The organism is Streptomyces sp. LS-MS-L19, from assembly GCF_058382285.1.
The window spans coordinates 8,496,758-8,519,372 of record NZ_JBYCLL010000001.1 but is presented as its reverse complement, the minus strand read 5'-3'; the positions used below and the strand labels follow the sequence as shown (position 1 = coordinate 8,519,372).

20 protein-coding genes and 1 tRNA gene are annotated in these 22,615 nt (G+C 71.0%); 15 read left to right on the top strand and 6 right to left on the bottom strand.

The annotated features are described in order from the left end of the window. Window positions 1–32: 32 nt before the first annotated feature. The 8 genes from AC2XR2_RS37970 (at window position 33) to AC2XR2_RS37935 (ending at window position 7,784) form a co-directional block, all read left to right on the top strand. The gene (locus tag AC2XR2_RS37970) at window positions 33–608 is read left to right on the top strand and encodes a nucleotidyltransferase domain-containing protein (protein ID WP_491517558.1); all 576 of its coding nucleotides are present in this window, start codon (window positions 33–35) and stop codon (window positions 606–608) included. Continuing rightward, complete coding sequence (locus AC2XR2_RS37965) at window positions 605–1,165, top strand: 2'-5' RNA ligase family protein (protein WP_491517557.1); 561 nt, start codon at window positions 605–607, stop codon at window positions 1,163–1,165. The genes AC2XR2_RS37970 and AC2XR2_RS37965 overlap by 4 nt, the downstream gene beginning before the upstream one ends. Further along, window positions 1,123–2,670: an oligosaccharide flippase family protein gene (locus AC2XR2_RS37960; protein WP_491517556.1), complete on the top strand. Its 1,548-nt coding sequence runs from the start codon at window positions 1,123–1,125 to the stop codon at window positions 2,668–2,670. Before AC2XR2_RS37965 ends, AC2XR2_RS37960 begins: the two co-directional genes overlap by 43 nt. A 14-nt stretch (window positions 2,671–2,684) precedes the next feature. After that, window positions 2,685–3,851: a glycosyltransferase family 4 protein gene (locus AC2XR2_RS37955; protein ID WP_491517555.1), complete on the top strand. Its 1,167-nt coding sequence runs from the start codon at window positions 2,685–2,687 to the stop codon at window positions 3,849–3,851. Then, window positions 3,848–4,726: a polysaccharide deacetylase family protein gene (locus tag AC2XR2_RS37950; RefSeq protein WP_491517554.1), complete on the top strand. Its 879-nt coding sequence runs from the start codon at window positions 3,848–3,850 to the stop codon at window positions 4,724–4,726. Before AC2XR2_RS37955 ends, AC2XR2_RS37950 begins: the two co-directional genes overlap by 4 nt. Further along, complete coding sequence (locus AC2XR2_RS37945) at window positions 4,693–5,799, top strand: GNAT family N-acetyltransferase (RefSeq protein ID WP_491517553.1); 1,107 nt, start codon at window positions 4,693–4,695, stop codon at window positions 5,797–5,799. The genes AC2XR2_RS37950 and AC2XR2_RS37945 overlap by 34 nt, the downstream gene beginning before the upstream one ends. 155 nt (window positions 5,800–5,954) lie before the next feature. Further along, the gene (locus tag AC2XR2_RS37940; protein WP_491517552.1) at window positions 5,955–6,920 is read left to right on the top strand and encodes a cellulase family glycosylhydrolase; all 966 of its coding nucleotides are present in this window, start codon (window positions 5,955–5,957) and stop codon (window positions 6,918–6,920) included. Between the two features lie 117 nt (window positions 6,921–7,037). Beyond that, window positions 7,038–7,784 (top strand): TetR/AcrR family transcriptional regulator, encoded by a 747-nt coding sequence (locus tag AC2XR2_RS37935; protein ID WP_491517551.1) that lies wholly within the window; start codon window positions 7,038–7,040, stop codon window positions 7,782–7,784. A gap of 81 nt (window positions 7,785–7,865) precedes the next feature. On the opposite strand, the gene AC2XR2_RS37930 is transcribed toward AC2XR2_RS37935, so the two are convergent. Continuing rightward, complete coding sequence (locus tag AC2XR2_RS37930) at window positions 7,866–8,852, bottom strand: aldo/keto reductase (RefSeq protein ID WP_491517550.1); 987 nt, start codon at window positions 8,850–8,852, stop codon at window positions 7,866–7,868. An 87-nt stretch (window positions 8,853–8,939) separates the two neighbouring features. Next, window positions 8,940–9,602 (bottom strand): NUDIX domain-containing protein, encoded by a 663-nt coding sequence (locus AC2XR2_RS37925; protein WP_491517549.1) that lies wholly within the window; start codon window positions 9,600–9,602, stop codon window positions 8,940–8,942. Window positions 9,603–9,737: 135 nt separating this feature from the next. On the opposite strand from AC2XR2_RS37925, the gene AC2XR2_RS37920 reads away from it, so the two are divergent. Continuing rightward, window positions 9,738–11,501 carry an acyltransferase gene (locus tag AC2XR2_RS37920; protein ID WP_491517548.1) on the top strand — a complete coding sequence of 588 codons (1,764 nt, stop codon included), beginning with the start codon at window positions 9,738–9,740 and terminating at the stop codon, window positions 11,499–11,501. 100 nt (window positions 11,502–11,601) lie between these two features. Here the strand turns inward: AC2XR2_RS37920 and AC2XR2_RS37915 are convergent. Continuing rightward, a tRNA-Pro gene (locus AC2XR2_RS37915) sits at window positions 11,602–11,675 on the bottom strand. Window positions 11,676–11,775: 100 nt separating this feature from the next. Here AC2XR2_RS37915 and AC2XR2_RS37910 point away from each other — a divergent pair. The 3 genes from AC2XR2_RS37910 (at window position 11,776) to AC2XR2_RS37900 (ending at window position 15,390) form a co-directional block, all read left to right on the top strand. After that, on the top strand, window positions 11,776–12,294 hold the full coding sequence (locus tag AC2XR2_RS37910; RefSeq protein ID WP_491517547.1) for a DUF309 domain-containing protein: 519 nt from the start codon (window positions 11,776–11,778) through the stop codon (window positions 12,292–12,294). 132 nt (window positions 12,295–12,426) lie between these two features. Then, window positions 12,427–13,200 (top strand): precorrin-6A synthase (deacetylating), encoded by a 774-nt coding sequence (gene cobF / locus AC2XR2_RS37905; protein ID WP_491517546.1) that lies wholly within the window; start codon window positions 12,427–12,429, stop codon window positions 13,198–13,200. Between the two features lie 90 nt (window positions 13,201–13,290). Continuing rightward, the gene (locus tag AC2XR2_RS37900) at window positions 13,291–15,390 is read left to right on the top strand and encodes an MDR family MFS transporter (protein ID WP_491517545.1); all 2,100 of its coding nucleotides are present in this window, start codon (window positions 13,291–13,293) and stop codon (window positions 15,388–15,390) included. A gap of 270 nt (window positions 15,391–15,660) precedes the next feature. On the opposite strand, the gene AC2XR2_RS37895 is transcribed toward AC2XR2_RS37900, so the two are convergent. After that, on the bottom strand, window positions 15,661–16,407 hold the full coding sequence (locus tag AC2XR2_RS37895) for a cobalt-precorrin-6A reductase (protein WP_491517544.1): 747 nt from the start codon (window positions 16,405–16,407) through the stop codon (window positions 15,661–15,663). A gap of 96 nt (window positions 16,408–16,503) precedes the next feature. Here AC2XR2_RS37895 and AC2XR2_RS37890 point away from each other — a divergent pair, with 96 nt between their 5' ends. Further along, window positions 16,504–17,298 carry an HAD-IIA family hydrolase gene (locus AC2XR2_RS37890; RefSeq protein WP_491517543.1) on the top strand — a complete coding sequence of 265 codons (795 nt, stop codon included), beginning with the start codon at window positions 16,504–16,506 and terminating at the stop codon, window positions 17,296–17,298. A 25-nt stretch (window positions 17,299–17,323) separates the two neighbouring features. On the opposite strand, the gene AC2XR2_RS37885 is transcribed toward AC2XR2_RS37890, so the two are convergent. Beyond that, on the bottom strand, window positions 17,324–18,097 hold the full coding sequence (locus tag AC2XR2_RS37885) for a sulfite exporter TauE/SafE family protein (RefSeq protein ID WP_330263158.1): 774 nt from the start codon (window positions 18,095–18,097) through the stop codon (window positions 17,324–17,326). A gap of 139 nt (window positions 18,098–18,236) precedes the next feature. Further along, entirely contained in the window at window positions 18,237–19,280 is a 1,044-nt protein-coding gene (locus tag AC2XR2_RS37880) for a DUF4331 family protein (RefSeq protein WP_491517542.1), read from the bottom strand. 164 nt (window positions 19,281–19,444) lie between these two features. On the opposite strand from AC2XR2_RS37880, the gene AC2XR2_RS37875 reads away from it, so the two are divergent. Both AC2XR2_RS37875 and AC2XR2_RS37870 read left to right on the top strand, forming a co-directional pair. Next, window positions 19,445–22,165: a LuxR C-terminal-related transcriptional regulator gene (locus tag AC2XR2_RS37875; protein WP_491517541.1), complete on the top strand. Its 2,721-nt coding sequence runs from the start codon at window positions 19,445–19,447 to the stop codon at window positions 22,163–22,165. A gap of 113 nt (window positions 22,166–22,278) precedes the next feature. Further along, window positions 22,279–22,506 (top strand): hexameric tyrosine-coordinated heme protein, encoded by a 228-nt coding sequence (locus AC2XR2_RS37870; RefSeq protein WP_491517540.1) that lies wholly within the window; start codon window positions 22,279–22,281, stop codon window positions 22,504–22,506. Window positions 22,507–22,615: the final 109 nt, after the last annotated feature.

Genomic DNA, 22,615 nt, shown 5'->3' with positions numbered 1-22,615 from the left:
TCGACCGTTCCCCGTTCGGGTTTCTTGTGGCGATGCCGATGCTGCAGCGGGAACTGATGCGCACAGCACCCGCAGTGGACGTACTCGCCGTGCTTGACGCGCTGAGCCGGGCCGACGTGCAGCGGTGGCTGGCGGGCGGCTGGGGCGTGGACGCCCTCGTGGGCCTGCAGACACGGCGTCACCTCGATATCGACGTCGTGCTCGCCTGGGAGGACGGCGTCGAGGAGAGGGCCAAACGCGCCATGGCCGGACTCGGTTTCCGGCCACTGAGCGACGAGGTGCACCCCGACGGCCGTCCGATGCCGGTGCGCTGGGTGATGGACGACGGGCTGGTCGTCGTCGACCTGCTTCCGGTCGATCTCGCCCGATGGCCATTCGCGGCGCTGCTCAGCAGGCATACGAACGGCCAACGGGCCGCTACGGCGACGGCTGCCGTCTCGACCGATCCGACGCTCGACGACAGCGGAACGATCGACGGACACCTGGTGCCCTGTCTGCCGCTCCGACTCCAACTGGTGGTCCACCAGGGATATCCGACGCGCAAGTCGGACCGGCACGACGTCGCCCTTCTCGAAGAACTGCTCGTGAGGCGAAGGAGATCGCCATGAGACGCGGTGTCCTCTCAGTACCCGGGAACCTGCTGGGCGCCGCGATGCGCATCGTCCGGCCCGCGAGCATCCTCCTGGTCCCTGTTCCCGAGGCGGCGACCGCGCTGCGGGAGTGGCGGGGCACGTCCGTGCATCCCGGCGGAGTGCCGGCTCACGTCACCGTGATGTATCCCTTCTTGCCGGCTCACACCATCGACGGCCGCGTGGAGGCGGAGCTGGCCCGCATCACCGCCTCGGTCCCGCCGTTCGGTTTCCGGCTCACCGAGGTGGGGCGCTTCCCGGGTGTGCTGTACCTGCGGCCGGTACCGGCGGAGCCGTTCGCGGACCTCGTCGACCTCGTGATGCGGCACTGGCCCGCCTACCAACCGTACGGGGGCCAGTACCCCGAGTTCATCCCGCACGTGACGATGGCCGAGGACGAGACGGCGCACCGCGACGCCGAGCGGCTCAAACCTCTCCTGCCGATCGCCTGTCAGGCCAGACAGGTGTCCCTGATGACGGAGAGCGCACGAGGATGGCACACGAGAAACTGTTTCCCGCTGTGCGGAACGGCGTAGTGACGATGTTGCACAAGGTCCCCGCGGCCCGGGTGCTGTCAGGCAGCACTACGGCGGCGCGCCCTTCGAAGTCCCCGGCGAGTCTGCTCGCCAACGTGGGGGCCATGGCCACGGGCAGGGTGGTCACGTCGACACTCGGCTGGATCGCGTCACTGATCATCGTCCGTTCTCTGACGCCGGACGACTTCGGCAAGTTCACCTTCATCTTCAGCGTCCTCGGGATGCTGAGCATCATCACGGACCTGCAGGTCGGGCGGATAGCGGTGGTCCGCCTCTCCACCGGGCTGGAGGACCCCGGGAGATTCGGCGGCAGCTATGTCCTGCTGCGGCTGGCCCTCGGCGTCGTCGGCTATGCGCTGGCCGTGGGCTTCGTCGCCGTCGCCGGGTACCCGCCGGACGTTGTCCGTGCGACCGCTGTCGCCGCACTGGTGGTGGTGGTGGCGACGCCCGCGAATGCCTACAACGCGGTTTTCGAGGCCAGGATGAGGCTTCGCCCTGTCGCCGCCAGTGCCGCGTTCGGCGCGCTCGGCCAATTGGCACTGGCGGCGGCGATCGCGGCGGCCGGCGGGACGATCCTGCTCTTCACCATTCCCGTTGTGCTGTGCGAGCTGCTGGAGATCGTCTGGAAGGCAGCGGCAGCGCACCGGATCATGTCCCTCCGATACCGGATCGACCTTCGCGAGTGGTGGTCACTGCTCCGGGAGGCCGTACCGCTGTCGATCGGAGTGGGCCTGATGCTGGTCTACTACCGGGTCGACTCGGTGATGCTGACAAAACTGGACTCGTTCGCGGCCGCGGGCGCATACGGGGTCGCGTACAAATTCGTCGACCTGGCGCATTCCGTGTCACTTTACGTGGGCATGGCCGTCCTACCGCTGCTGGCGCGGGCCTGGCCGCACGAGCCCGCGGCGTTCCGGGCGGCCGCGAAGCGTGCCGCGTACCTGCTGGCGGTCCTCGGCGGACTGGCGGTGTGCGAGTTCGGCGTCTTCGCGGAGCCGGTGATCCGGACGCTGTACGGCGCGGATTACGCTCCGGCGGCCGATGCCGCGCGCATCGTGGTGACTTCCGAGTGCGTCGCGTTCTTCACCTTCCTGGCCTTCAACTGTCTGGTGGCGGCCGGGCTGCACCGCCGCTATCCCCTCGTCACCCTGCTCGGCCTGATCGTCAACATCTCATTGAACTTCCTGGTCATACCCCGCTGGTCGTACCTGGGAGCGGCGGTCAGCACCCTGGTGACCGACCTTCTGGTCTGCACCCTGATGCTGCTGTTGCTGCGTCAAGTGCCCGGGATGCGCCCCCTGCCCATGCCGCCGTGGCCGAGCGTGCTGTGCGCCGCCGCGAGCGGAGCCGTCGTCGGGTGGTCCATCGCCCGCGTCGCGGCCTGGCCACTCGGGGCGATCATGACCGCCGTCGTGTACGCGGCGGTCCTGCGGACGCTACGGGCGGTGAGACACAAGGAGGGCCGCCCCCGCGGCCCCGGCACCACACCCTCACACCAACGGTGAAGGGAGAACGAGCGATGAGAGTTCTCTTCGTCAACGAGAACCTTGGCGGACACGCGACCATGCACCTTCATCTGCGGCAGGTGCTGCGCGAAGAGCATCCGGAGATCGAGGCGCATTTCCTCGATGTACCGCCGCCCTCACTGCTGCGCATGGTGGTGGGCTCCCAACTGCCCTTCCTGGGCCGCTACGACCTGGATCTCCAGCCTCTCCGGGCGCAACTCGCGGCGAGCGCCTGGGTACGGAGCCGATTGCGCGGGCTCGAGGCGGAGTTCGACGCGGTGCACGCCTATACACAGAACGCCGTACTGCTCAGCGCCGGGACACTGCGCCGGAAGCCGTCGGTGGTGGGGCTGGATTCGACGAACGCCCGCAACGCGTACATGCTGCCCTACCGGGAACCCACTCGGTGGACCGCGCACATGCTGGGCCCCGCCATGCGCTTCGAGTCAGCGGTCTTCCGGTCGGCGGGCGCGATCGTCGCGAAGACCGACTCGGCCGCGGCGTCGGTCCGCGACCAATACGGTGTCCGGGACAGCCGTTTGCGGGTCATAAGGCCCGGCATAATCCCCCACGAAGCCGACCCGCCCGCTGCTCCGGGGACGCTGCGCCAGTACCTCCCCCGGATCGTCTTCGTCGGGACGCAACTGGAACGCAAGGGGGGAAACCAACTCGTCACAGTGCACCAGCGCCATCTCGCCGACCACTGTGAACTGGTCCTGATCACCAGAGAACGGGTTCCACAAGGCCGGAATCTCACCGTCGTCAACGACATCTCCCCCGGCGACCCCCGGCTCTGGGAGATCCTGCGCTCGTCCGCGGTCTTCGCCTTCCCGAGCCGCATAGACGCGTTCTCGGTCGCCGTCCTGGAAGCCATGGAGGCCGGACTGCCCGTCGTCGCCTGCTCGGTGAACGGGGTCCCGGAACTGGTGGCGGACGGCCGAACCGGCCTGCTGGTGGAGCCCGGTGACGACCGCCACCTGCTCGCTTCCCTCAGGGCACTGCTGGATGCCCCGGCCAGGCGGGCGCGGATGGGAGCGGCCGGCCGGGCCCGTCTCCTGGAGCTGTTCGACGCCCGTCGGGAGGCGGCCGAGGAAGTGGCCACTCTGCAGGAGGTGGTGGCACGCCACCGCGCCGGAAGCGCTGCGCTCGGCCATGCACTTCCGAAGGGAGCACCGGCATGATCACCATCCCCATCCTCAACTACCACTGTGTCTCGGACTACCCCGCACCCTGGATCGCCGAGTACACGGTGACTCCCGGCCACTTCGAACAGCAGCTCGACCTGATCCTCGACAGCGGTCGAACCGTCGTGCCGGTCTCACGCCTCGCCGACGCGTCCGCCGGACGCCGTGCCCTGCCGCGAAACCCCCTCGTCATCACGTTCGACGACGGATTCGCCGACTTCGCGGACGTCGCCGCCCCTGGTCTCGCCGATCGTCGCCTGCCTTGTACGTTCTACGCGGCCACCGGCTCCCTGGAGGGCCGGCACCGACGCGAAACCGTGTTCCCCCCGCATTCGATGGTCAGCTGGAACCAATTGCCCGAGTTGGAGGAACAGGGAGTCGAGATCGGGTCGCATTCACACACCCACCGGGACCTCGATCTGGCCGACCCCCGGATTGCAGCGGACGAGGTGGTCCGTAGCAGGGACCTTCTCGAGGACGCCCTCGGACATGGGATCCGCTCCTTCGCCTACCCGTACGGTCACTCCACCTCGCGTCTTCGCCGGGTGGTCGCGCAGTGCGGGTACGACTCGGCCTGCGCGGTGCGCAACAGGCTGAGTCGGGTGGGGGACAACATTTTCGCCCTCGCACGGCTTCCGATGCTTGCGGCAACCACCGTCGAAGAGGTGAGCGCCTGGGTGGACGGTCGCGGTGCACGGGTCGCCTCGGCACGACCGGACACTCTCGGCATTCGCGCCGACCGGCTGTACCGACGCGTTCTACGCATGCCCGTGCTGCCCGAGAACGACCTCGCCGACCCCGCTTTCCCCGCTGAGACGCACAGAGGAGGGCGGGATTCATGGTCGTCAACGTGTACCGACCGGACGAACTGACCACCGCGGATCGGCAAGCATGGACGACGCTGCAGTCGCAGCTGCCCTGTCGTGAGTGGCCCCAGATGGCGAATCCGTTCCTGTCTCCCGAGTTCACCCTGGCAGTCGGCAGCCGCAGGCGCGGGGTGCGTGTCGCCGTGGTCCGGGAACCGGACGGCGAGCCGGTGGCGTTCTTCCCGTATCAGCGCTTTCCCGCTGGGGTGGGCCGCGCGGTCGCCATCGGCCTGTCCGACTGCCAGGGGCTCGTGCACCGCCCCGGTTTCCAGTGGTATGCGGACGAGCTGCTGTCGGCTTGCGGCCTCGCTCTCTGGGAATTCGACCACCTCGCGGCTGGACAGCATCCGTTCGAGCAATCGGCCACGGGCAGCTTCCCCTCGCCCGTGATCGACGTGGCGGAGGGCTGGGATGCCTACCTGGCCCGGTTGCGCACGAAGTCACCGAACTTCATCCGGACCACTCTCGCCAAGGAACGCAGACTCGAGCGGCAGCACACCGACGTGCGCTATGTCCACGACGAGCGCGACCCGGCGGCACTGCGCACACTGATGGAGTGGAAATCGGCGCAGTACCGCAGAACAGGCCTCAACGACCGTTTCGCACGCCCTTGGATCACCCAGCTCGTGCAGCAGCTGTTCCACACCCGTTCCGAGGCGTTCGCGGGCATCCTGTCGGTGCTCTACGCGGACGGCAGGCCGGTCTCCGCACACTTCGGGCTGCGCACCGAACGGGTACTGGCCTGGTGGTTCCCGGCGTACGACACGGCGTTCTCGAAGTACTCCCCGGGCCTGATCCTCCTCATGCACATGGCGGAGGCCGCAGCGAGGGACGGAATCGAGTACGTGGATCTGGGACGTGGCGAAAGCCGGTACAAGGACTCTTTCAAGACGGGTGAACTGAGTGTCTCGGAGGGATTGGTGAGCCGTCGCCACCCAGTCGCCCTTGCCCTCGGGAAGAGTCACGCTCCGGCACGAGCGCTGGCCGACGCCGTCTTCTCGCACCCGCAGCTGTTCGGCCGGGCCGACCGGCTCCTGAAGAGCGCGCGGAGACCCCGCGAGCGGAGAAAACCGACCTGATGCCGAGAACCAGGCTCTCCATCCCACGGCGCCTGTTGGCCGCTGCGACCGCGCTGATCACTTTTGGGGCCACCGCTCTCCTGACCACGGCCTGTACGGCAGATGACGCAAAACCCCTGCGGCTTGGTATCGCGTACGGTCACCGCCTGGTCGGGATGTCCGACAAGGACCTCGGAGCCGCTCTCGACGAGGCCGTCGACGTGGGAGCTCGGTGGGTGCGGGCAGACCTGTCGTGGGGAGACATCCAGCCCGCCGCACCGGATGAATACAGATGGAGCGACTTCGACCGTGTCGTCACCGCGGCGAAGAAACGCGACCTCGCACTCCTGCCGATTCTCAGCTACACACCGCCATGGGCGCGGCAGACCGGGTGCACAAGCGACAAGTGCCGCCCAGCCGACCCCGATGCGTTCGCGGCCTTCGCCGCGGCCGCCGCGGCGCGGTACGCACCCTCCGGAATTCACACGTGGGAAATCTGGAACGAGCCGAATCTGCGCGATTTCTGGAAGCCCCGGCCCGATGCGGCCGCATATACAACGCTGCTCCGGGCGACGAGTCAGGCCCTTCGGCGTCAGGACCCCTCGGCGTATGTGGTCCTCGGCGGCCTCGCCTCAACGCGTACGCAGGGCGGGAGTATCTCGCAGACCGATTTCCTCGCGGCCGTGTCGACGGGCGGCGGTAACCGCCTCGTCGACGCCGTCGGCTACCACCCGTACACCTACCCCTACCTTGCGAGCGACAGGACGCGGTGGGGAACCGCATGGGAGCGCATCGACGACCTGGAGCGCGTGCTCTCCGCGCACGGCACGCCCGGCATGCCCGTGTGGATCACCGAGTACGGAGCGCCCACCAACGGTCCCGGCGCCGCGTCGGACGGGCAGCGGAACTCGACCGGCACGACGACGCACGTGACCGAGAGGCGGCAGAGCGAGATCGCGGAGGTCGCGGTGCGCACCGCGGCCGTCACTCCGCACGTGGAAGCGCTGTTCTGGTACTCCGATCGCGATGTCGGCACCGATACGTCGTCCAGGGAGAACTTCTTCGGACTGCGCCGTGCCGACGGAAGCGCGAAGCCCGCTCTCAGCGCTCTGCGCAAGGCCATTGCCGCGCTCGACCAATGAATGTCGCAGGGGTGCAGCATCCACTGATCCAAGACGGTCGCCGGGAGGCAGGTCGACGAGTTTAATTTGTATACTTACATCCATTGCGCGAAGACCGTCGGCATGGAGGATGAAGCGATGCCCAAGGGGGAGCGGCCGGCGCGTCGCGCCAGCGACCGTGGCCGCTACGGTCGGCTGAGCCGGGAACGGGTGCTCGCCAGCGCGCTGGAGCTGGTGGACCGAGAGGGGCTGTCGGCGCTCAGCATGCGACGGCTGGGGGCCGAGCTCGGCGTGGAGGCCATGGCGCTCTACCGGTACGCGGCCGGCAAGGACGCTCTCCTGGACGGTCTGGTCGAGGCGCTGTACCTGGAGTTGGAGGAACGGTTGGGGGCCGAGACCGCCGCCGCGCCCGAAGGGGCGGGCTGGCGTGCCCGACTGCACCGCATCGCACAAGAGACGTACGACGTGTGCCTCGCCCATCCCGAGGTGGTACCCCTGCTCACCACCCGCATGCTGGCGGTCCCGCTGGCGCGACGGCCGGGCGCCGTGCTGCGGAACCACGAGCAGGTGCTCGGCCTGCTGCGGGCGGCGGGGTTCGACGAGGCCCTCATGTCCGGTGTCTTCCGCGCCTTCACCGCCTGGCTGCTCGGCTATGTGTCCGTAGAGGTGCAGCCCATGGTCGACAACCCGGACGAACACGATCCCCCCTTCCGGCTCGGTCTGCATCGCCTGTCGCCGCAGGAACTGCCGACACTTCGGGAAACCGCCCTCTCGCTCGCCGAGCGGGGCGGGCCGGACGGGCTGGCGGAAGGCCTCAACGCGTTGCTCGACCGCTTCACACGCTCGGCGCAGGGGCCCACGGCGACGTCTCCTCGTGGAGCGTGAGGAGTCCCTGATCGGGGCCACCACGGGCAGCGGGATGCAGGCAACTCCAGGCTGGTTCCCTTTCTGCCCCCGCCGCGACCATCAGTGCACCGTGTCCAGCCGCGCCCGCTGCTCCCCCGTGAGCTCCAGGTCCACCGCCGCCAGGTTCTCCTCCAGCTGGGCCACGGAGGACATCCCGACCAGCGGGACGATCGGCAGGACGCCGCCGATCTGCCAGGCCAGGACGACCTGGTTGACCGTCGCGCCCGTCTCCTTCGCCACCTCGGCCAAAACCTTCAGGCGGGGCGGGGTGCCCGGGTGGTCGAAGTCCGCGGGGAGGCGGTCCGGGCGGGTGTAGGCACCCTTCAGGAGCGGTGAGTACGCGACCAGGGTGAGGCCGGGTTCCGCGCGCAGACAGCTCAGCAGGTCCGCGCCCGCGTGGCCGAGGCTGCCGTCGGGGAACAGGGGCGGCTCGGGGACGTCGGTACGGGGGCGCAGGTGGCTGTGGGCGTACTGGAGCACCTCGTAGCCGGGGAGCCCGGCCGCCGCCGCGAGGGCCCGGGCCCGCTCGACGCGCCAGGTGGCGTGGTTGCTCACGCCCAGCAGGCCCACCGTGCCTTCGGCCACCAGTTCGGCGAACCCCTCGACCGTTTCCCGGAGCGGCACCCGGGGGTCCTCGATGTGCGCGTAGAGCAGGTCCAGCTTGTCGACGCCGAGGCGTTCGCGGCTGCGTTCCGCGGACTCCCGGATCACCTTCGCCGACAGGCCCTCGGCGTTGTCGACGTAGCTCGTGCCGGGGGCCAGCGGGCGGGCGCCCAGCTTGGTGGCGATGACGATCTCGTCGCCGATGCCGCGGCTGCGCCGCCACCGGCCGAGCAGTTCCTCGCTCTGGCCGCCCTGACCGCCGTCCTCCCAGAAGGCGTAGTTGTCGGACGTGTCGATGAAGGTGCCGCCGGCCTCGACATAGCGGTCGAGGACGGCGAAGGAGGTCTCCTCGTCGGTGCGTGAGCCGAAGAGCATCGCGCCGAGCGCGAGGACGCTGACCTCGCGGCGGGTCGCCGGGTCGGTGCCGATGGTGCGGTACTTCATGGTCATTCCCTCCCGTGTGTACCCGTCTTCGGGGCACACACGGGAGTCTTCATCTTGAAGCGCACTTCAAGTCAAGGGCCTGCGCGCTCACTTGGCGAACGGGCCCTCCAGCGCGGCCCATTGGAGCAGCATGATGGTCTTGGCGTCGGCGATCTCCCCGCTCCGGATCATCTCCAGGGCCCTGCGGAAGGGCAGTTCGAGGATCTCGATGTCCTCACCCTCCTCGTCGAGGCCGCCGCCCTCGTGGGTACGGGTCGACGGGGCGTACTCGGCGGCGTAGAAGCTGACGCGCTCGGTGACCGAACCGGGGCTCATGTAGACGTCGAAGACGTGCCGGACCTCGCCGATGGTGTGCCCGGTCTCCTCGACCACCTCGCGCCGCACCGCGATCTCGGGGTGCTCGTCATCGTCGTCGAGGAGGCCGCCCGGGGTCTCGATCAGCAGTCCGTCCGGATGGCCGTTGACGTAGACGGGGTAGCGGAACTGCCGGGTGAGCAGCACGCTTTCGCGTTCCGCGTCGTACAGCAGCATGGTGGCCCCGTTGCCGCGGTCGTGGGTCTCGCGCTGCTGGGTGCTCCAGCTGCCGTCGGCGCGCTGGAGGTCGAAGGTCGTGGCCCGCTCGACGTACCAGTGGCTGGACAGCAGTCTCACCTCCCGGACCCTGACGCGCGGGTTGCCGGTCAGGTCCAGGCCGGTGCGGTCGAGTCCGGTGCGGCCCCGGCGGTCGGGGGTGTCGATGCCCTCGGTCATCGGACACCGGCCGGGTGGAGGGTGAAGCGGGGGAAGTGCGAGTTGGTCATGAGACCGCTTCTACCATTCGGGCGCGGACCGCGTCGCGCACGGCACCCCCTTCCGCGGCGGGCCCGCGCTGCTTAGCGTGCTCGTATGGATCATCCGCGGCGGCCGTCCCTACGGCACTTCGACCACTGCCCCTGGCTCTTCGCCGACGAGGCGACCGAGGAACATCGCGCGATGCAGCAGGAGGTGCGGGAGGCGATCGGCGGGGACACCGAGGTCGGTGAGCGGTGCTACGTCGCCGAGTCCGCGGCCGTCTTCCCGGACCGGCTCCGCCTCGGCGACGACTCGTACATCGCCGCGCACGCCTACGTGACGGGTGAGTTGGTCACCGGCTCGCACTGCACGCTGAACCCCTTCACGACGGTGCGCGGCGACGTCGTCCTCGGCGACGGCGTCCGCATCGGCGCCCACACCTCACTGCTCGGCTTCAACCACTCCATGGCCCCCGACCGCCCCGTCCACCAGCAGCCGCTCACCAGCCGCGGCATCCGCGTCGGGGACGACGTCTGGATCGGCTCCCACGTGGTCGTCGTGGACGGCGTGACCATCGGCGACCACTGCGTGATCGGGGCGGGCGCGGTGGTGACGAGGGACCTGGCGGCTTGGTCGGTGGCGGCGGGGAATCCGGCGCGGGTGCTGCGGGACCGGCGGGAGGGGCCGGGGGCTGAGCGCGCGACGCGCAGGCCGGCGGACACGGCTTCGTCAGGGATACGGTCCGCCGGTGGGCGTACGTCCGTGATCCCCCCGGTGCCGGGGACCGGCGATCGGGGCGTGGGCCACCTGGCCGCCTTCGCGGAGACCGCCCGCGCCCAGGTCGCCGCCCTGCTCGACCGCTGCTGGGACGGTGAGCGTTATGTCGATCGGCCCGGTGTCGCGCCGAGCGTGCGGGCCCACTGCGATGCCGTGGAGATCGCCGATCTGCTGCTCGGGACCGTGCCGGAGCAGTTGTCCGCCGAGGAGCACATCGCCCGCCTGAGTGCGCTGCAGGATCCGAAGAACGGCCTCGTGCCGGAGTTCGGCGAGCCGTCACCGGTGGCGGAGGCCGACGGGTTCATCGGGGAAGGTGCCGCGCTCTATCACGTGCTGTGCGTCGGATACGCCCTCGACCTGCTGGGTAACGGCCTCCCCCATCCGGTGTCCGGCGTACGGGACATGACGGCAGGTCAACTGGTCGCACGACTGGAGGCGCTGCCGTGGGACACGGAGGCGTGGGGTGCCGGTGCCTGGATCGACTCCTGGTCCACGGCGGCGCGTTGGAACCTGCGGCACGGCCAGGTCGGTGACGCGACCCTGGAGTCGCTGTTCGGCTGGCTGCTCACCAGGGCCGATCCATGGACCGGGATGTGGGGCAGCCCCTCGGCCCAGGCGGGCCGTCTCCAGGTGGTCAACGGCTATTACCGGCTCACGCGGGGCTCGTTCGCACAGTTCGGGCTGCCGGTGCCGTACCCGGAACGGGTCGTGGACGCCGTCCTGGACCACGCCCGTGACACGCGGTACTTCGGGTCGGGCCGGGAGAACGCCTGCAACGTACTGGACGTCGCGCACCCCCTGTGGCTGAGCACCCGGCAGCTCGGCCACGGCACCGACGGCTACCGCTCCGCCGAGATCCGCGACTGGGCCGAACAACAGCTGACCGCGGTCCTGCCGCGCTGGCGGCCCGGCCAGGGCTTCGGCTTCGGCCCGGGCACCGCGGGCCCCGGCCCCGAGCCCGGCCTCCAGGGCACGGAGATGTGGCTGGCCATCACCTGGTACCTCGCGGACCTCCTGGGCCACGCCGACGACCTGGGCTACCGCCCCCGCGGCATCCACCGCCCGGAACCGGCCCGACAGGGGGTCCGAACGGGGGCCTGATCCCGGCAGGCCCCCGGTTGTCGTGCTCCACCAAGATTTTCGCCGATCCCATACGAAAAGGGCCCCCACAGGCTCTCGCCCGTGAAGACCCTTCGCACCGTCGGGACGACAGGATTTGAACCTGCGACCCCTTGACCCCCAGTCAAGTGCGCTACCAAGCTGCGCCACGTCCCGGTGCGCTGTCCCGCGGTGGATCGCGGGAACGCGCGTACAGAACTTTACCCCACGCCCGGGGCTCGGCCGAAGCGGGCGCCTGGCGCGGGACAATCGACGTATGGCCAGTACATCCTCAGGACGGCAGGCGGACGCTCGGGACCGCGACAGCGAGGGGCGGGCGCGCAACGCCCGGCCGCGGGACGGACTCGGGCGGCCGTTGCCGTACGGCTCCGAGGGCGTCGCCCGGCAGCCGGAGGGCGTGGTGCGCACTCCGCGCGAGACGGTGGCCGAGGCCCAGGACCTGCTGGACGCGGGGCAGCCCTTCCACGCCCATGAGGTCTTCGAGGACGCCTGGAAGTCGGGCCCCGATCAGGAGCGCGGCCTGTGGCGGGGGCTGGCCCAGCTCGCCGTGGGCCTCACGCACGCGGCCCGCGGCAACGTCACCGGCGGCGCGAGACTGCTGCGGCGGGGCGCCGGGGCGGTGACGGAGTGGGCCGCGTCGGGGGCCGGGCGGCAGCGGCCGTACGACATGGATCTCGCCGGGCTCGCGGTATGGGCGCGCGGGCTGGCGGAGGACGTGGAACGGACCGGCACGCCGGTGGACGCGCAGAGCCGCGGTCCTCGGCTGCGGGGGTGAGGTGCGGGCGCCGCGCCCCGGCTGCGCGTGTACCGGGGATGCGGTGTCCGGCGTACCAGCCGGGAACCCCGCCGCAGGCGTGAAGCCGGACGCGGTGAGCCCGTTGTCAGTGGGGTGCGGCAGACTCGGGGGGTGCGAAAGATTCATGTCATCGGTATCGGCGCGGGCGACCCGGAGCAGCTGACCCTTCAGGCGGTCAGGGCGCTGCGGAGTACGGACGTGTTCTTCGTCCTGGACAAGGGCGAGGTGAAGAGCGACCTGACGCAGTTGCGCCGGGACATGCTGGACGCGCACATACCGGAGGGGACGTACCGGGTGGTCGAGGCCCGGGACCCGGAGCGGGACCGTGCGGCGGGCGGCTCCGCGTACTCCCCCGCCGTCGGGGACTGGCGCAGTGCCCGCGCCGACATCTACGAGCGGCTGATCTCCGAGGAGCTGGGCGAGGAGGAGACCGGCGCGTTCCTGGTGTGGGGCGATCCCGCGCTGTACGACAGCACGCTCGGCATCCTGGAGGAGATCCTGGAGCGTGGCTCGGTGGAGTTCGCGTACGACGTCGTGCCCGGCATCAGCAGTGTCTCGGCGCTCGTCGCCCGCCACCGCACCGGGCTGAACCGCGTCGCCCGCCCCGTCCAGATCACCACCGGCCGGCGTCTCGCCGAGGGGTTCCCGGAGGGCGTGGACGACGTGGTGGTGATGCTCGACGCCCACCAGTCCTTCCGCGCCTACGCCGACCAGGACATCGACATCTACTGGGGCGCCTACATAGGCACCCCGGACGAGATCCTCGCGTCGGGGCCGATCGCCGAGACCGCACCCCGGATCGAGCGGCTGCGGGCCGAGGCCCGCGAGCGCAAGGGCTGGATCATGGACACCTATCTGCTCCGCCGCAATCCGAAGCAGGGGTAGGCACGGGAGCTAAGGCACCCCGGAGCGCGGCAGGCACCCGCCCGGACCGCCCGGCATGCACGGATGGCCCAGCGGTGTGATCGTGCCCTTGTGACAGTCGCTGAGCCCTCCGCGGAATCCGCACCGCCCGCCGCCACCGCCACCCAGCCCCCCGTGCTGGACGCGCGCCGGCGCAATGTCGTCTTCGTGACGATCATGCTGGGGATGCTGCTCGCCGCCCTCGACCAGACCATCGTGGGCACCGCCCTGCCGACGATCGTGTCGGACCTCGGCGGCGCCGAGCACATGTCGTGGGTCGTGACGTCGTATCTCCTCGCGGAGACCGTCTCGACCGTGCTGGTCGGCAAGTTCGGCGACCTGTTCGGGCGCAAGGTGGTCTTCCAGGTCTCGGCGATCGTGTTCATCACGGGCTCGTTCCTGTGCGGTCTCGCCTCCAACATGTCGTTGCTGATCGTGTGGCGGGCGATGCAGGGCGTCGGGGCCGGCGGTCTGATGGTGACGGCGATGGCGCTGATCGCCGACGTCATCCCGCTGCGCGAGCGCGGCAAGTACCAGGGCGCCATCGGTGCCGTGTTCGGGGTGGCGACGGTCATCGGGCCATTGCTGGGCGGGCTGTTCACCGACCATCTGACCTGGCGCTGGGCGTTCTACGTCAACGTCCCGATCGCGGTCCTCGTGGTCTTCGCGGCCGCCCGCACCATCCCCGTGGTGAAGTCGGCCGTGCGGCCGGTGATCGACTACCTGGGCATCGCGTTCGTCGCGGTGGGCGCCAGCGCCCTGATCCTCGCGACGAGTTGGGGCGGCAACGAGTACGCGTGGGGTTCCGGCGTCATCATCGGCCTGTTCGTCGGCGGGGCGCTCGCGCTGGGGCTGTTCTGCTGGGTGGAGACCCGGGCCGCCGAACCCATGCTGCCGATGCGGCTGTTCACCAACCCGGTGTTCACGGTCTGCTCGATCCTCAGCTTCATCGTCGGCTTCGCGATGCTGGGCGCGATGACGTATCTGCCGACCTATCTCCAGTACGTGGACGGCGACTCGGCCACGATCTCCGGGGTACGGACGCTGCCCATGGTGATCGGCCTGCTCATCGCGTCGGTCGCGAGCGGGAACGTGGTCAGCAAGACCGGGCACTACCGGCTCTTCCCGATCGCCGGCTCCCTGGTGATGGGGCTCGGGCTGTTCCTGATGTCGCTGATGGGGCCGTCCACCGGCGCCTGGCTGGAGTCGCTGTACATGTTCGTGCTGGGCACCGGCATCGGGCTGTGCATGCAGGTCCTGACCATCGCCGTGCAGAACACCGTCGAGTACGCCGACCTCGGCACCGCGACCTCCGGCGTCACCTTCTTCCGTACCCTCGGCAGCTCCTTCGGCACCGCGGTCTTCGGCACGATCTACACCAACTCCCTGACCCCGAACCTCAAGGACGGCATCACCTCCGGCGTCCAGGCGGGCGGTGGCGGCCTGGACGCGGCCACCGTCACCAAGGCCGCGACCAGCCCGGACGGTCTGCACCAGCTGCCGTCGGTCGTGGCCGCGCCGATCATCGACGCGTACGCCGACACCCTCCAGACCGTCTTCCTGTGGACCGTGCCGGTGGCCGCGCTGGGCTTCGTCGTCGCCCTGTTCCTCAAGCAGGTCCAGCTGCGGGACAGCGCGCGGGCCGGTTCGACCGACATGGGTGAGGGGTTCGCGTCGCCGTCCGGAGCGGACTCGCAGCGGGTGCTGGAGGCCGCCGTGGGGAAGATCATCGGCAGTACGGACCTGGACACCGCGCGCCGGATCATGACCGACTCCGACACCCGGCTCGACATCGCCGGGGCCTGGGCCGTCATGCAGGTGGAGCTGCACACGCGGATCGTCGGCCACGCCAGCCTCGGCATGATCGCCGCGCGCCGCCATCTGCCGCCCGAGGTACTGCTGCCGGTCTTCGACCGTATGGTCGAGGAGGGCTATCTGACCCGTTCCGGCCACCTCCTCTCGCACACCGAGGGAGGCGCGCGCGAGGCCCGGGTCATCAGCACGGCGTGGGGGAACTGGCTGGCGGACCGGGTGCAGCAGGACATCGGCCGCCCCTCGGGCACGGACCTGCGCGCCGCCGTGGACACCATCGCCAAGCGCCTCCTGGTGGAGGACCTCAGCACCGGACTCCCGCAGCGCACGAAGGAGTTGGCGGGGAGCACCGCCTCCTGAAAACCGTGTGCCCGGCGGAACGGGCGGACGGCGTACTCGCGCCATGTCTCTCACGCCCGTCCGTTTCCAGGACTACGGTTCGAAGGCCTACGACTTCCGTGCCGGGACCAGGCACGGGGAGCTGTGGGCGTACGACCTCGCGTATCTGGACCTGATCCGGCGGTTCGTGGCCGCCTCGCTGCGCGAGCGGGACCCGTGGTACGAACACGGCCGGAAGCTGACCTGTGTCGCCCGGCTGCCCGCGTGGGTCAAGAGGCGTGCGGGGCTCGGTCACGGCGGGTTGAGCTCCGGCCGCCGTAGGGCTCCCGCCACGTCCGGCACCTCCGTGACTCCGTCCGGCAGGGGCGGTCGGCGTACGACCACCACGGGCAGGGCGAGTTCGCGGGCGGCGGTGAGTTTGGCGGAGGTCGCCGCTCCCCCGCTGTCCTTGGTCACCAGGACCTCGATGCGGTGGTCGTGGAGGAGCGTCGACTCGTCCGCCACCGTGAACGGGCCGCGGGCCAGCAGCACTTCGGTGTGCGGCGGCATCGGCGGCTCGGGCGGCTCCACCGACCGTACGACGAAGTGCAGGTCGGTGAGGTGGGCGAACGCGGCCAGTTCCATCCGGCCGGTGGTCAGGAACACCCGCCGGCCGAGCCCCCGCAACGCCTCCGCGGCCTCGTCGAGGGAGTCGACCAGGTGCCAGCGGTCCCGCGGGCCGGGGCGCCAGCCGGGACGGCGCAGCACCAGCGAGGGCACGCCGGTCACCGCGGCTGCTCGGACCGCGTTGGCGGTGATGGCGCGGGCGAAGGGGTGCGTGGCGTCGATCAGGGCGGTGACGTGCTCCTCCCGCAGCCACGCGGCGAGGCCCTCCGCCCCGCCGAACCCCCCGACCCGCACCTCCCCCGCGATCGCCCCGGGCCGTGCCACACGTCCCGCGAGGGAGGTGGTGACCCGCCATCCCGGGCGGCCCACGAGCACGGCGGCCAGCTCACGGGCCTCGGTGGTGCCACCGAGGATCAGGACGTGGGGGGACATGGCGGGTAGCGTACGAGGTCGGCGGCGGGGGCGGCAGGCCGGGTGGTGAGCGCCCCGCGACAGGCACGTCCGCCTCCCGCTCGCTATCGTCCGGACATGGCTTCCGTACGCGCGGTCCTGATCGACATCGACGGCGTTCTCACCGTGTCGTGGGAGCCGTTGCCGGGCGCGGTCGCAGCGTTGCGGGAGATCCGGGACGCCGGCTTCGAGATCGCGCTGGTGACCAACACGACCTCCCGGACGCGGTCGTCGATCGCCTCCACGCTGGCGGCGGCGGGGTTCCCCGTCGCGCCGGAGGACATCCTCACCGCGCCCGCGGTCACCGCCGCGTATCTGGCCGAGCACTGTCCCGGCGCCCGTTGCACGCTGCTGAACAGCGGGGACATCGCGGAGGACCTCGTCGATGTAGCGCTCGTCGGCGTGGAGTCCGAGGACGTCGAGGTCGTCGTCCTCGGGGGTGCCGGGCCGGAGTTCGGGTACGCGGCGCTCAACCACGCCTTCGGTCACCTCCAGCGCGGGGCCCGGCTGGTGGCGATGCACCGCAATCTGTACTGGCGTACCGATGACGGGCTCCAGCTCGACGCAGGGGCTTTCCTGGCCGGCTTGGAGAAGGCCGCCCGGACCGAGGCGGAGGTCACCGGCAAGCCGTCGCGCGCGTTCTTCGAGGCGGCGCTCGGGCGCCTCGGGGCCGGGGCCGACGAGGCGCTGATGGTGGGCGACGACATCGAGTCGGACGTCCTGGCCGCGCAGCGTGCCGGGCTCACCGGGGTCCTCGTGAGGACCGGCAAGTACCTTCCGGAGACCCACCGGGCCGCAACCGGCACGCCCGATCACGTGATCGAGTCCTTCGCGGACCTGCCGGCGCTGCTGCGGGAGTCGGCGGGTCATTAGAGTCTGCGGGCCACCAGCCCGGGCGTCACCGCACCAGCAGCTGTACCGCCCCCACCACCGTCGCCGCGATGACCAACCGCTCGAAGAGCCGCTGGTTGATCCGGTTCACCGCCCACTTGCCGATGAACGCGCCGGGCACGACGAACACCACGAGGGCGAGGTCGAGCAGCAGCGAGTGGCCGTCGATCAGACCGAGGCCGACGCTGAAGGGCACCTTGGAGACGTTGACGATCAGGAAGAAGAACGCCGAGGTGCCGAGGAAGCCGAGTTTGCGGAAGCCCGCCGAGAGCAGGTACATCGACATCACCGGGCCGCCGGCGTTGGCGACCATGGTGGTGAAGCCGCCGAGGACGCCGTAGGAGCGGGCCTTGACGCGGCCGGTGCGGGTGGCGACCGAGTCGGGTTCCTCCTCGGCGTCGGCGGTGCGGCGGCGCCAGACCGTCACTCCGGCCATCAGCAGCAGGATCGCTCCGATGGACGTCCGTACGATCCCGTCGTCCGCCCACTCCAGGAACAGGGTGCCCGCGACCACGCCGACCGCGACCGCCGGGAACAGCCGCCAGAGCGTCGGCCAGTGGGCGTGCCGGCGGTAGGTGAGCACCGCGAGCACGTCACCGGCGATCAGGATCGGCAGCAGCGCGCCGGTGGAGGCGCGGGCGGGCAGTACGGCGGCGAAGATCGCGAGGCTGACCGTGTTGGCCCCGCTGACGGCCGTCTTGGAGAAGCCGACGAGCAGGGCCGCGGCGGCGAGCGCGGCGAACTCCCAGCCGGAAATGTGCCAGAGCGTCATCGTGTCCATGCGGAGACCGATGCTAAGTGCAGGTAACCGCCCTGGTAAGTGCCGTCTCGCCGAGTGGTCGCATGATCGCGGTGGGCCGCTCGCCGGCGGAGTCCCCCAGCGCGTCGTTGTTCGAAGCGCGGACCGGGGCCCGGGTCGGTCAGGCGGTCGGCGCGACGTAGGGGAAGCTGGGCGTCGGGCGGGCGGTGACGGAGGCCTTGGTCAGGCCGATGTCGAAGGGGGTGTTGGTGACGAGGCTGAACATCACGTCGACCACGTTGTCGGTCAGGGTGCGGCCGTTGCACCCGGCGAAGCCGTACCCGGCCGGGCTGCCGACGCAGTAGGGCAGGACGTCGGGGAAGAGGAACGCGGTCACCGCCTCTCCGTACGCGCGCGGGTTGTCGGCCGTGTCGTAGGCGGACACCACGTCGGCGATCCGGCCGGCGATCAGGTCCGTGTAGAGCTCCCGGTCCTGGTCGGGCCGGGTGGTGTTGTAGCGGTCGCCGAGCTCCGGGTCGTGCTGGCTGAAGATCGGGTGGAACATCGGGGGGCCGGCCCGCTGGATCTGCCGCCATCCGCCCGCGTCGGTGGCCAGGACGGTCACCGCCCAGGTCCCCAGGGCGTGCGTGCCGCCCGTGTGCCGCAGCAGTTCCTCGTCGGGGATTTCCAGGACGATGGAGTGCACCGTCTGTCCGGCGAACAGGTTGGCCGCCTTGCCGCGGTCCCAGTCGGACAGGTCCGCACGCTCGCCGTGGCCGAAGGCCTCGCCGACGGCGGCCAGCACGTCGTGGTCGATCCAGAACGGGTCGCCGGCACGACCTGCCCAGATCCGCTCACCCGCGCTCCCGGTGACCTCGTTGCCGCGGGCGCCCGTGACGCCGGTCGCGATCTGCGTGCCGGTGGCGTCGGCGTCGCGCGACTGGTCGCCGGTCAGCCGGTGCAGGGTCCAGGGCTGCTCCCCGTCCTGGCCGGGTTCGCCGAAGGTGAAGCGGTAGGCGAGGTCCTGGCGGGCGTCGGCGTCGGTGTCGACGCGGAACTCGTAACGGCCCTCGTGGTGAAAGCCCCGCGGGGCGTCGGGGCCGGAGATGGAGTTGTTGAGGTTCAGGACGAACACGGTGCCGCGCTCGCCCCGGAAGACGTAGAAGTCGGTGATGTCGAGCCGGACGTCCTGGCGGGCGGCGGGAGAGTCGAGATGGTGCGACATGAGGTTCCTTCGCTGGTGAGGGCCTCGGCGCCGGTCGAGCGCCGTAGGACGAGCATCGACCGGGGGTGTCGCTCATGTCGTGAGCAGTTCTGCTCAAGGGATACCCATCGCGGGGCCCGCACCGGCTGCGCACACACACCTGAGGGACATGAGAAGGTTCTGACGTGACCAGCGTGACGCGCCCGGTGGGCGGCCTGCCCGCCGCCTTCACCAGCTTTGTGGGGCGGCGGAGCGAGATGGCCGAGGTGCGCCGTCTGCTCGGCGGCGCGCGGCTGGTGACGCTGACCGGCGCCGGCGGGGTGGGCAAGACACGGCTCGCGCTGGAGGCGGCCGCGGCGTCGGCCCGTTCGTTCCCGGGTGGGGTGTGGCTGGTGGATCTGGCGCCGGTGCGCGATCCGGCGCTGGTGGCGGACACCGTCGCCGTGACGCTCGGCGTGGTGGACCAGGGCACCCGTCCGGTGGTGGAGCTGCTCGCGGCGCATGTGTCGGAGCGGCGGCTGCTGCTGGTGATGGACAACTGCGAGCACCTGGTGGAGGCGTGCGCCGGGCTGGCGCAGCGTCTGCTGTCGGCGGCCGCCGAGGTGCGCATCCTGGCCACCAGCCGGGAGACGTTGCGGCTGACCGGCGAGCACGTCATCGCCGTACCGCCGCTGGGGCGGGCGGACGCGGCCGAGCTGCTGGTGCAGCGGGCGGCCGCCGTGCGCCCTGGTTTCCGGCTCACGGACGCGAACCGGGCGGCGATCGACCGGTTGTGCGCGGGCCTGGACGGGCTGCCACTGGCGATCGAGCTGGCCGCGTCCCGGTTGCGCACGCTGTCGGTGGAGCCGGTCGTCGCGCGGTTGGAGGACCGGTTCGCCCTGCTGACGGCCGGCAGCCGTGCCGCCAGACCCCACCAGCAGACGCTGCGTGCGGCCGTCGACTGGAGCTGGGAGCTGTGCGGTCCGGCGGAACGGCTGCTGTGGAGCCGCCTGTCGGTCTTCGCCGGCAGCTTCACGCTGGAGGCGGCGGAGGCGGTCTGCGCGGACGGGGGTCCGGCGGCGGATGAGGGGGGCCGAGCAGGGCAAGGCCTGACGGCGGACGACGCGGGCCCAGCAGGGCAAGGCCTGACGGCGGACCAGGGCATCCGTGCGCGGGAAGGTCTGGCAGGGGCCGAGTGTGCCTGTGCTCGGGCGGTGCCGACGAACGCCGAAGGCGTCTGTACGGGGGAGGGCCTGGCGGCGGGCAAGGGGGCTCGCGCCGGAGAGAGCCCGATTGCGGGCGCGGGGGTTCCCGCTGGACAGTGCCCGATCGCGGGCGAGGGAGCTCGCGCCGGGCAGGCCCCGACCGCGAGCGACGGAACCCCCGCCCGACAAGGCCCGACCACGCGCAACGGAACCCCCGCCCCACAGGGCCTGGCCGCGGGCGAGGTGATGGACGTGTTGGACCGGCTCGTCGCGCAGTCGCTGGTCGAGCACGCCGGCACCGAGGAGCGGCCCCGCTACCGGCTGCTGGAGACCATCCGTCAGTACGGGTGGGAGCACCTGGAAGGCCGTGGCGAGGAGCGGCGGCTAAGGCGGCGGCACCGCGCCTTCTTCCTCGCCCTGGCCGAGCGCTGTCGCGAGGACTGGCTCGGCTCCCGGCAGGCGGAGAGCCTGGCCCGACTGCACGCCGACCACAGCAATCTGATGGCGGCCCTGGAGTACCAGCAGCAGGAGGCGGCGAAGCCGATCGCCCACGACGGCGGGGACGGCGCCGGCGGCGGGCGGCCGGCGCCGGACGCGGACCGGCAGGCCGCGCTGGAGCTGCCCGCCGCGCTGGTCTTCCACTGGATCGCCGGCGGGTGTCTCAGCGAGGGGCGACGGTATCTGGACCGGGCGCTGACCGCGGCGCCGCAGCCCACGGCGGCCCGGTTGCGCGCCCTGCTCGTCGCCACCCACGTCGCCTGCATCCAGCCCGACCCCGCGGCGGCCCACCGGTTCGTGGACGAGGCCGACGACCTCGCCGCACACCTCGGGGACGCGGCGGCCGGCGCGGACGCGTGCGGGCACCGGGGCGCACTGGCGCTCCACGAGGGGCGGACGGACGACGCCGTCACCCTCCTCGAGCAGGCGGTTGCCGCGCACACCGCGCTCGGCAACCGGTACGGCGAGGTCAGATGGCGGTGCGCACTGGGCGTGGCCCAGACCCTGGGCGAGGACCCGCGCGCGCCCGCAACCTGCGCGCAGGCACTCGCCGCCGCCGAGGAGCACGGAGAGCGCTGGTCGCGCGCCCGGCTGCTGATGGTGCTGGGCCGCCGGGCCTGGGAGCGTGGCGACCAGGCCGAGGCCAGGGAAAGGACGCTGGCCGCGCTGGAGTCGCTGAGGGGCTTCCGCGACGGCATCGGCGTGGCCGGGACCGTGGAGCAACTCGCCTGGATCACCGCCGAGTCGGGCGACCACGAGCGGGCCGGCCGGTTGCTGGGCGCGGCCCGCGCGCTGCGCGAGGACACCGGCATCACCATCGTCGCGGGCGACCGGGACGAGGAGCATCACCTGCGGTGCACGGCCCAGGTCCGTGGCGCCCTGGGTCCGGCCGGCTACGAACAGGCCCTCGCGGCGGGCGCCGCGATCGACGGCGCCGACCTGGCCATCACCTATGCCCTCGGGAAGGGCACGGGGACGGGACCGGGCATGAGAACGGAAGCCGGCACCGGCACCACGCCGCCCCTCCCACCGGCCGCCGCGAGCGGACTGACCCGCCGGGAGGAGGAGGTCGTCGCGCTGGTCGCCCGGGGCATGACCAACCGCAGGATCGCCGCCGAGCTGGTGCTCTCCCCCCGTACCGTCGACAACCACGTCAACCGCATCCTGACCAAGCTGGGCTTCTCCTCCCGCGCCCAGATCGCCGCCTGGTGGGCCGCGAGATAGGTACCCGTTGAGCAGAACTGCTCACGACGTGAGCGGTGCTCCTGATCGAGACTCGTGCCGTGGCGCCCGACCGGTGCCGCATCTGCCCGTCTCACGTTCAACGGAGTCACCGCATGGCACTCGTCCCGGACAACACCCTGATCACGGCCACGCCTGAGGACGGGCGGGAACTGGCTCTGAAGATGGCCCGCCTGGTCATCAAGGCGACGCAGCCGGACGACAAGGTGCCCGGCCGGCTGCGCCCGGTGTACGCCGAGAACCCGGACTCGCTGATCGCGATCGGACATGTCGTGGCGGTCGAGTTCGCCACCATCGCGGCCGCGAACGACTACTGGCGCTGACGGTCGCGGAGTCGTGGGAGGCGGAGGGGTACGCGTGTCATGTCGGCGGGGTCGAAGGAGTGTCGTGCGGTGGATGTGACCCGGGACGGTGGCGATGCCCTCGCCGTCG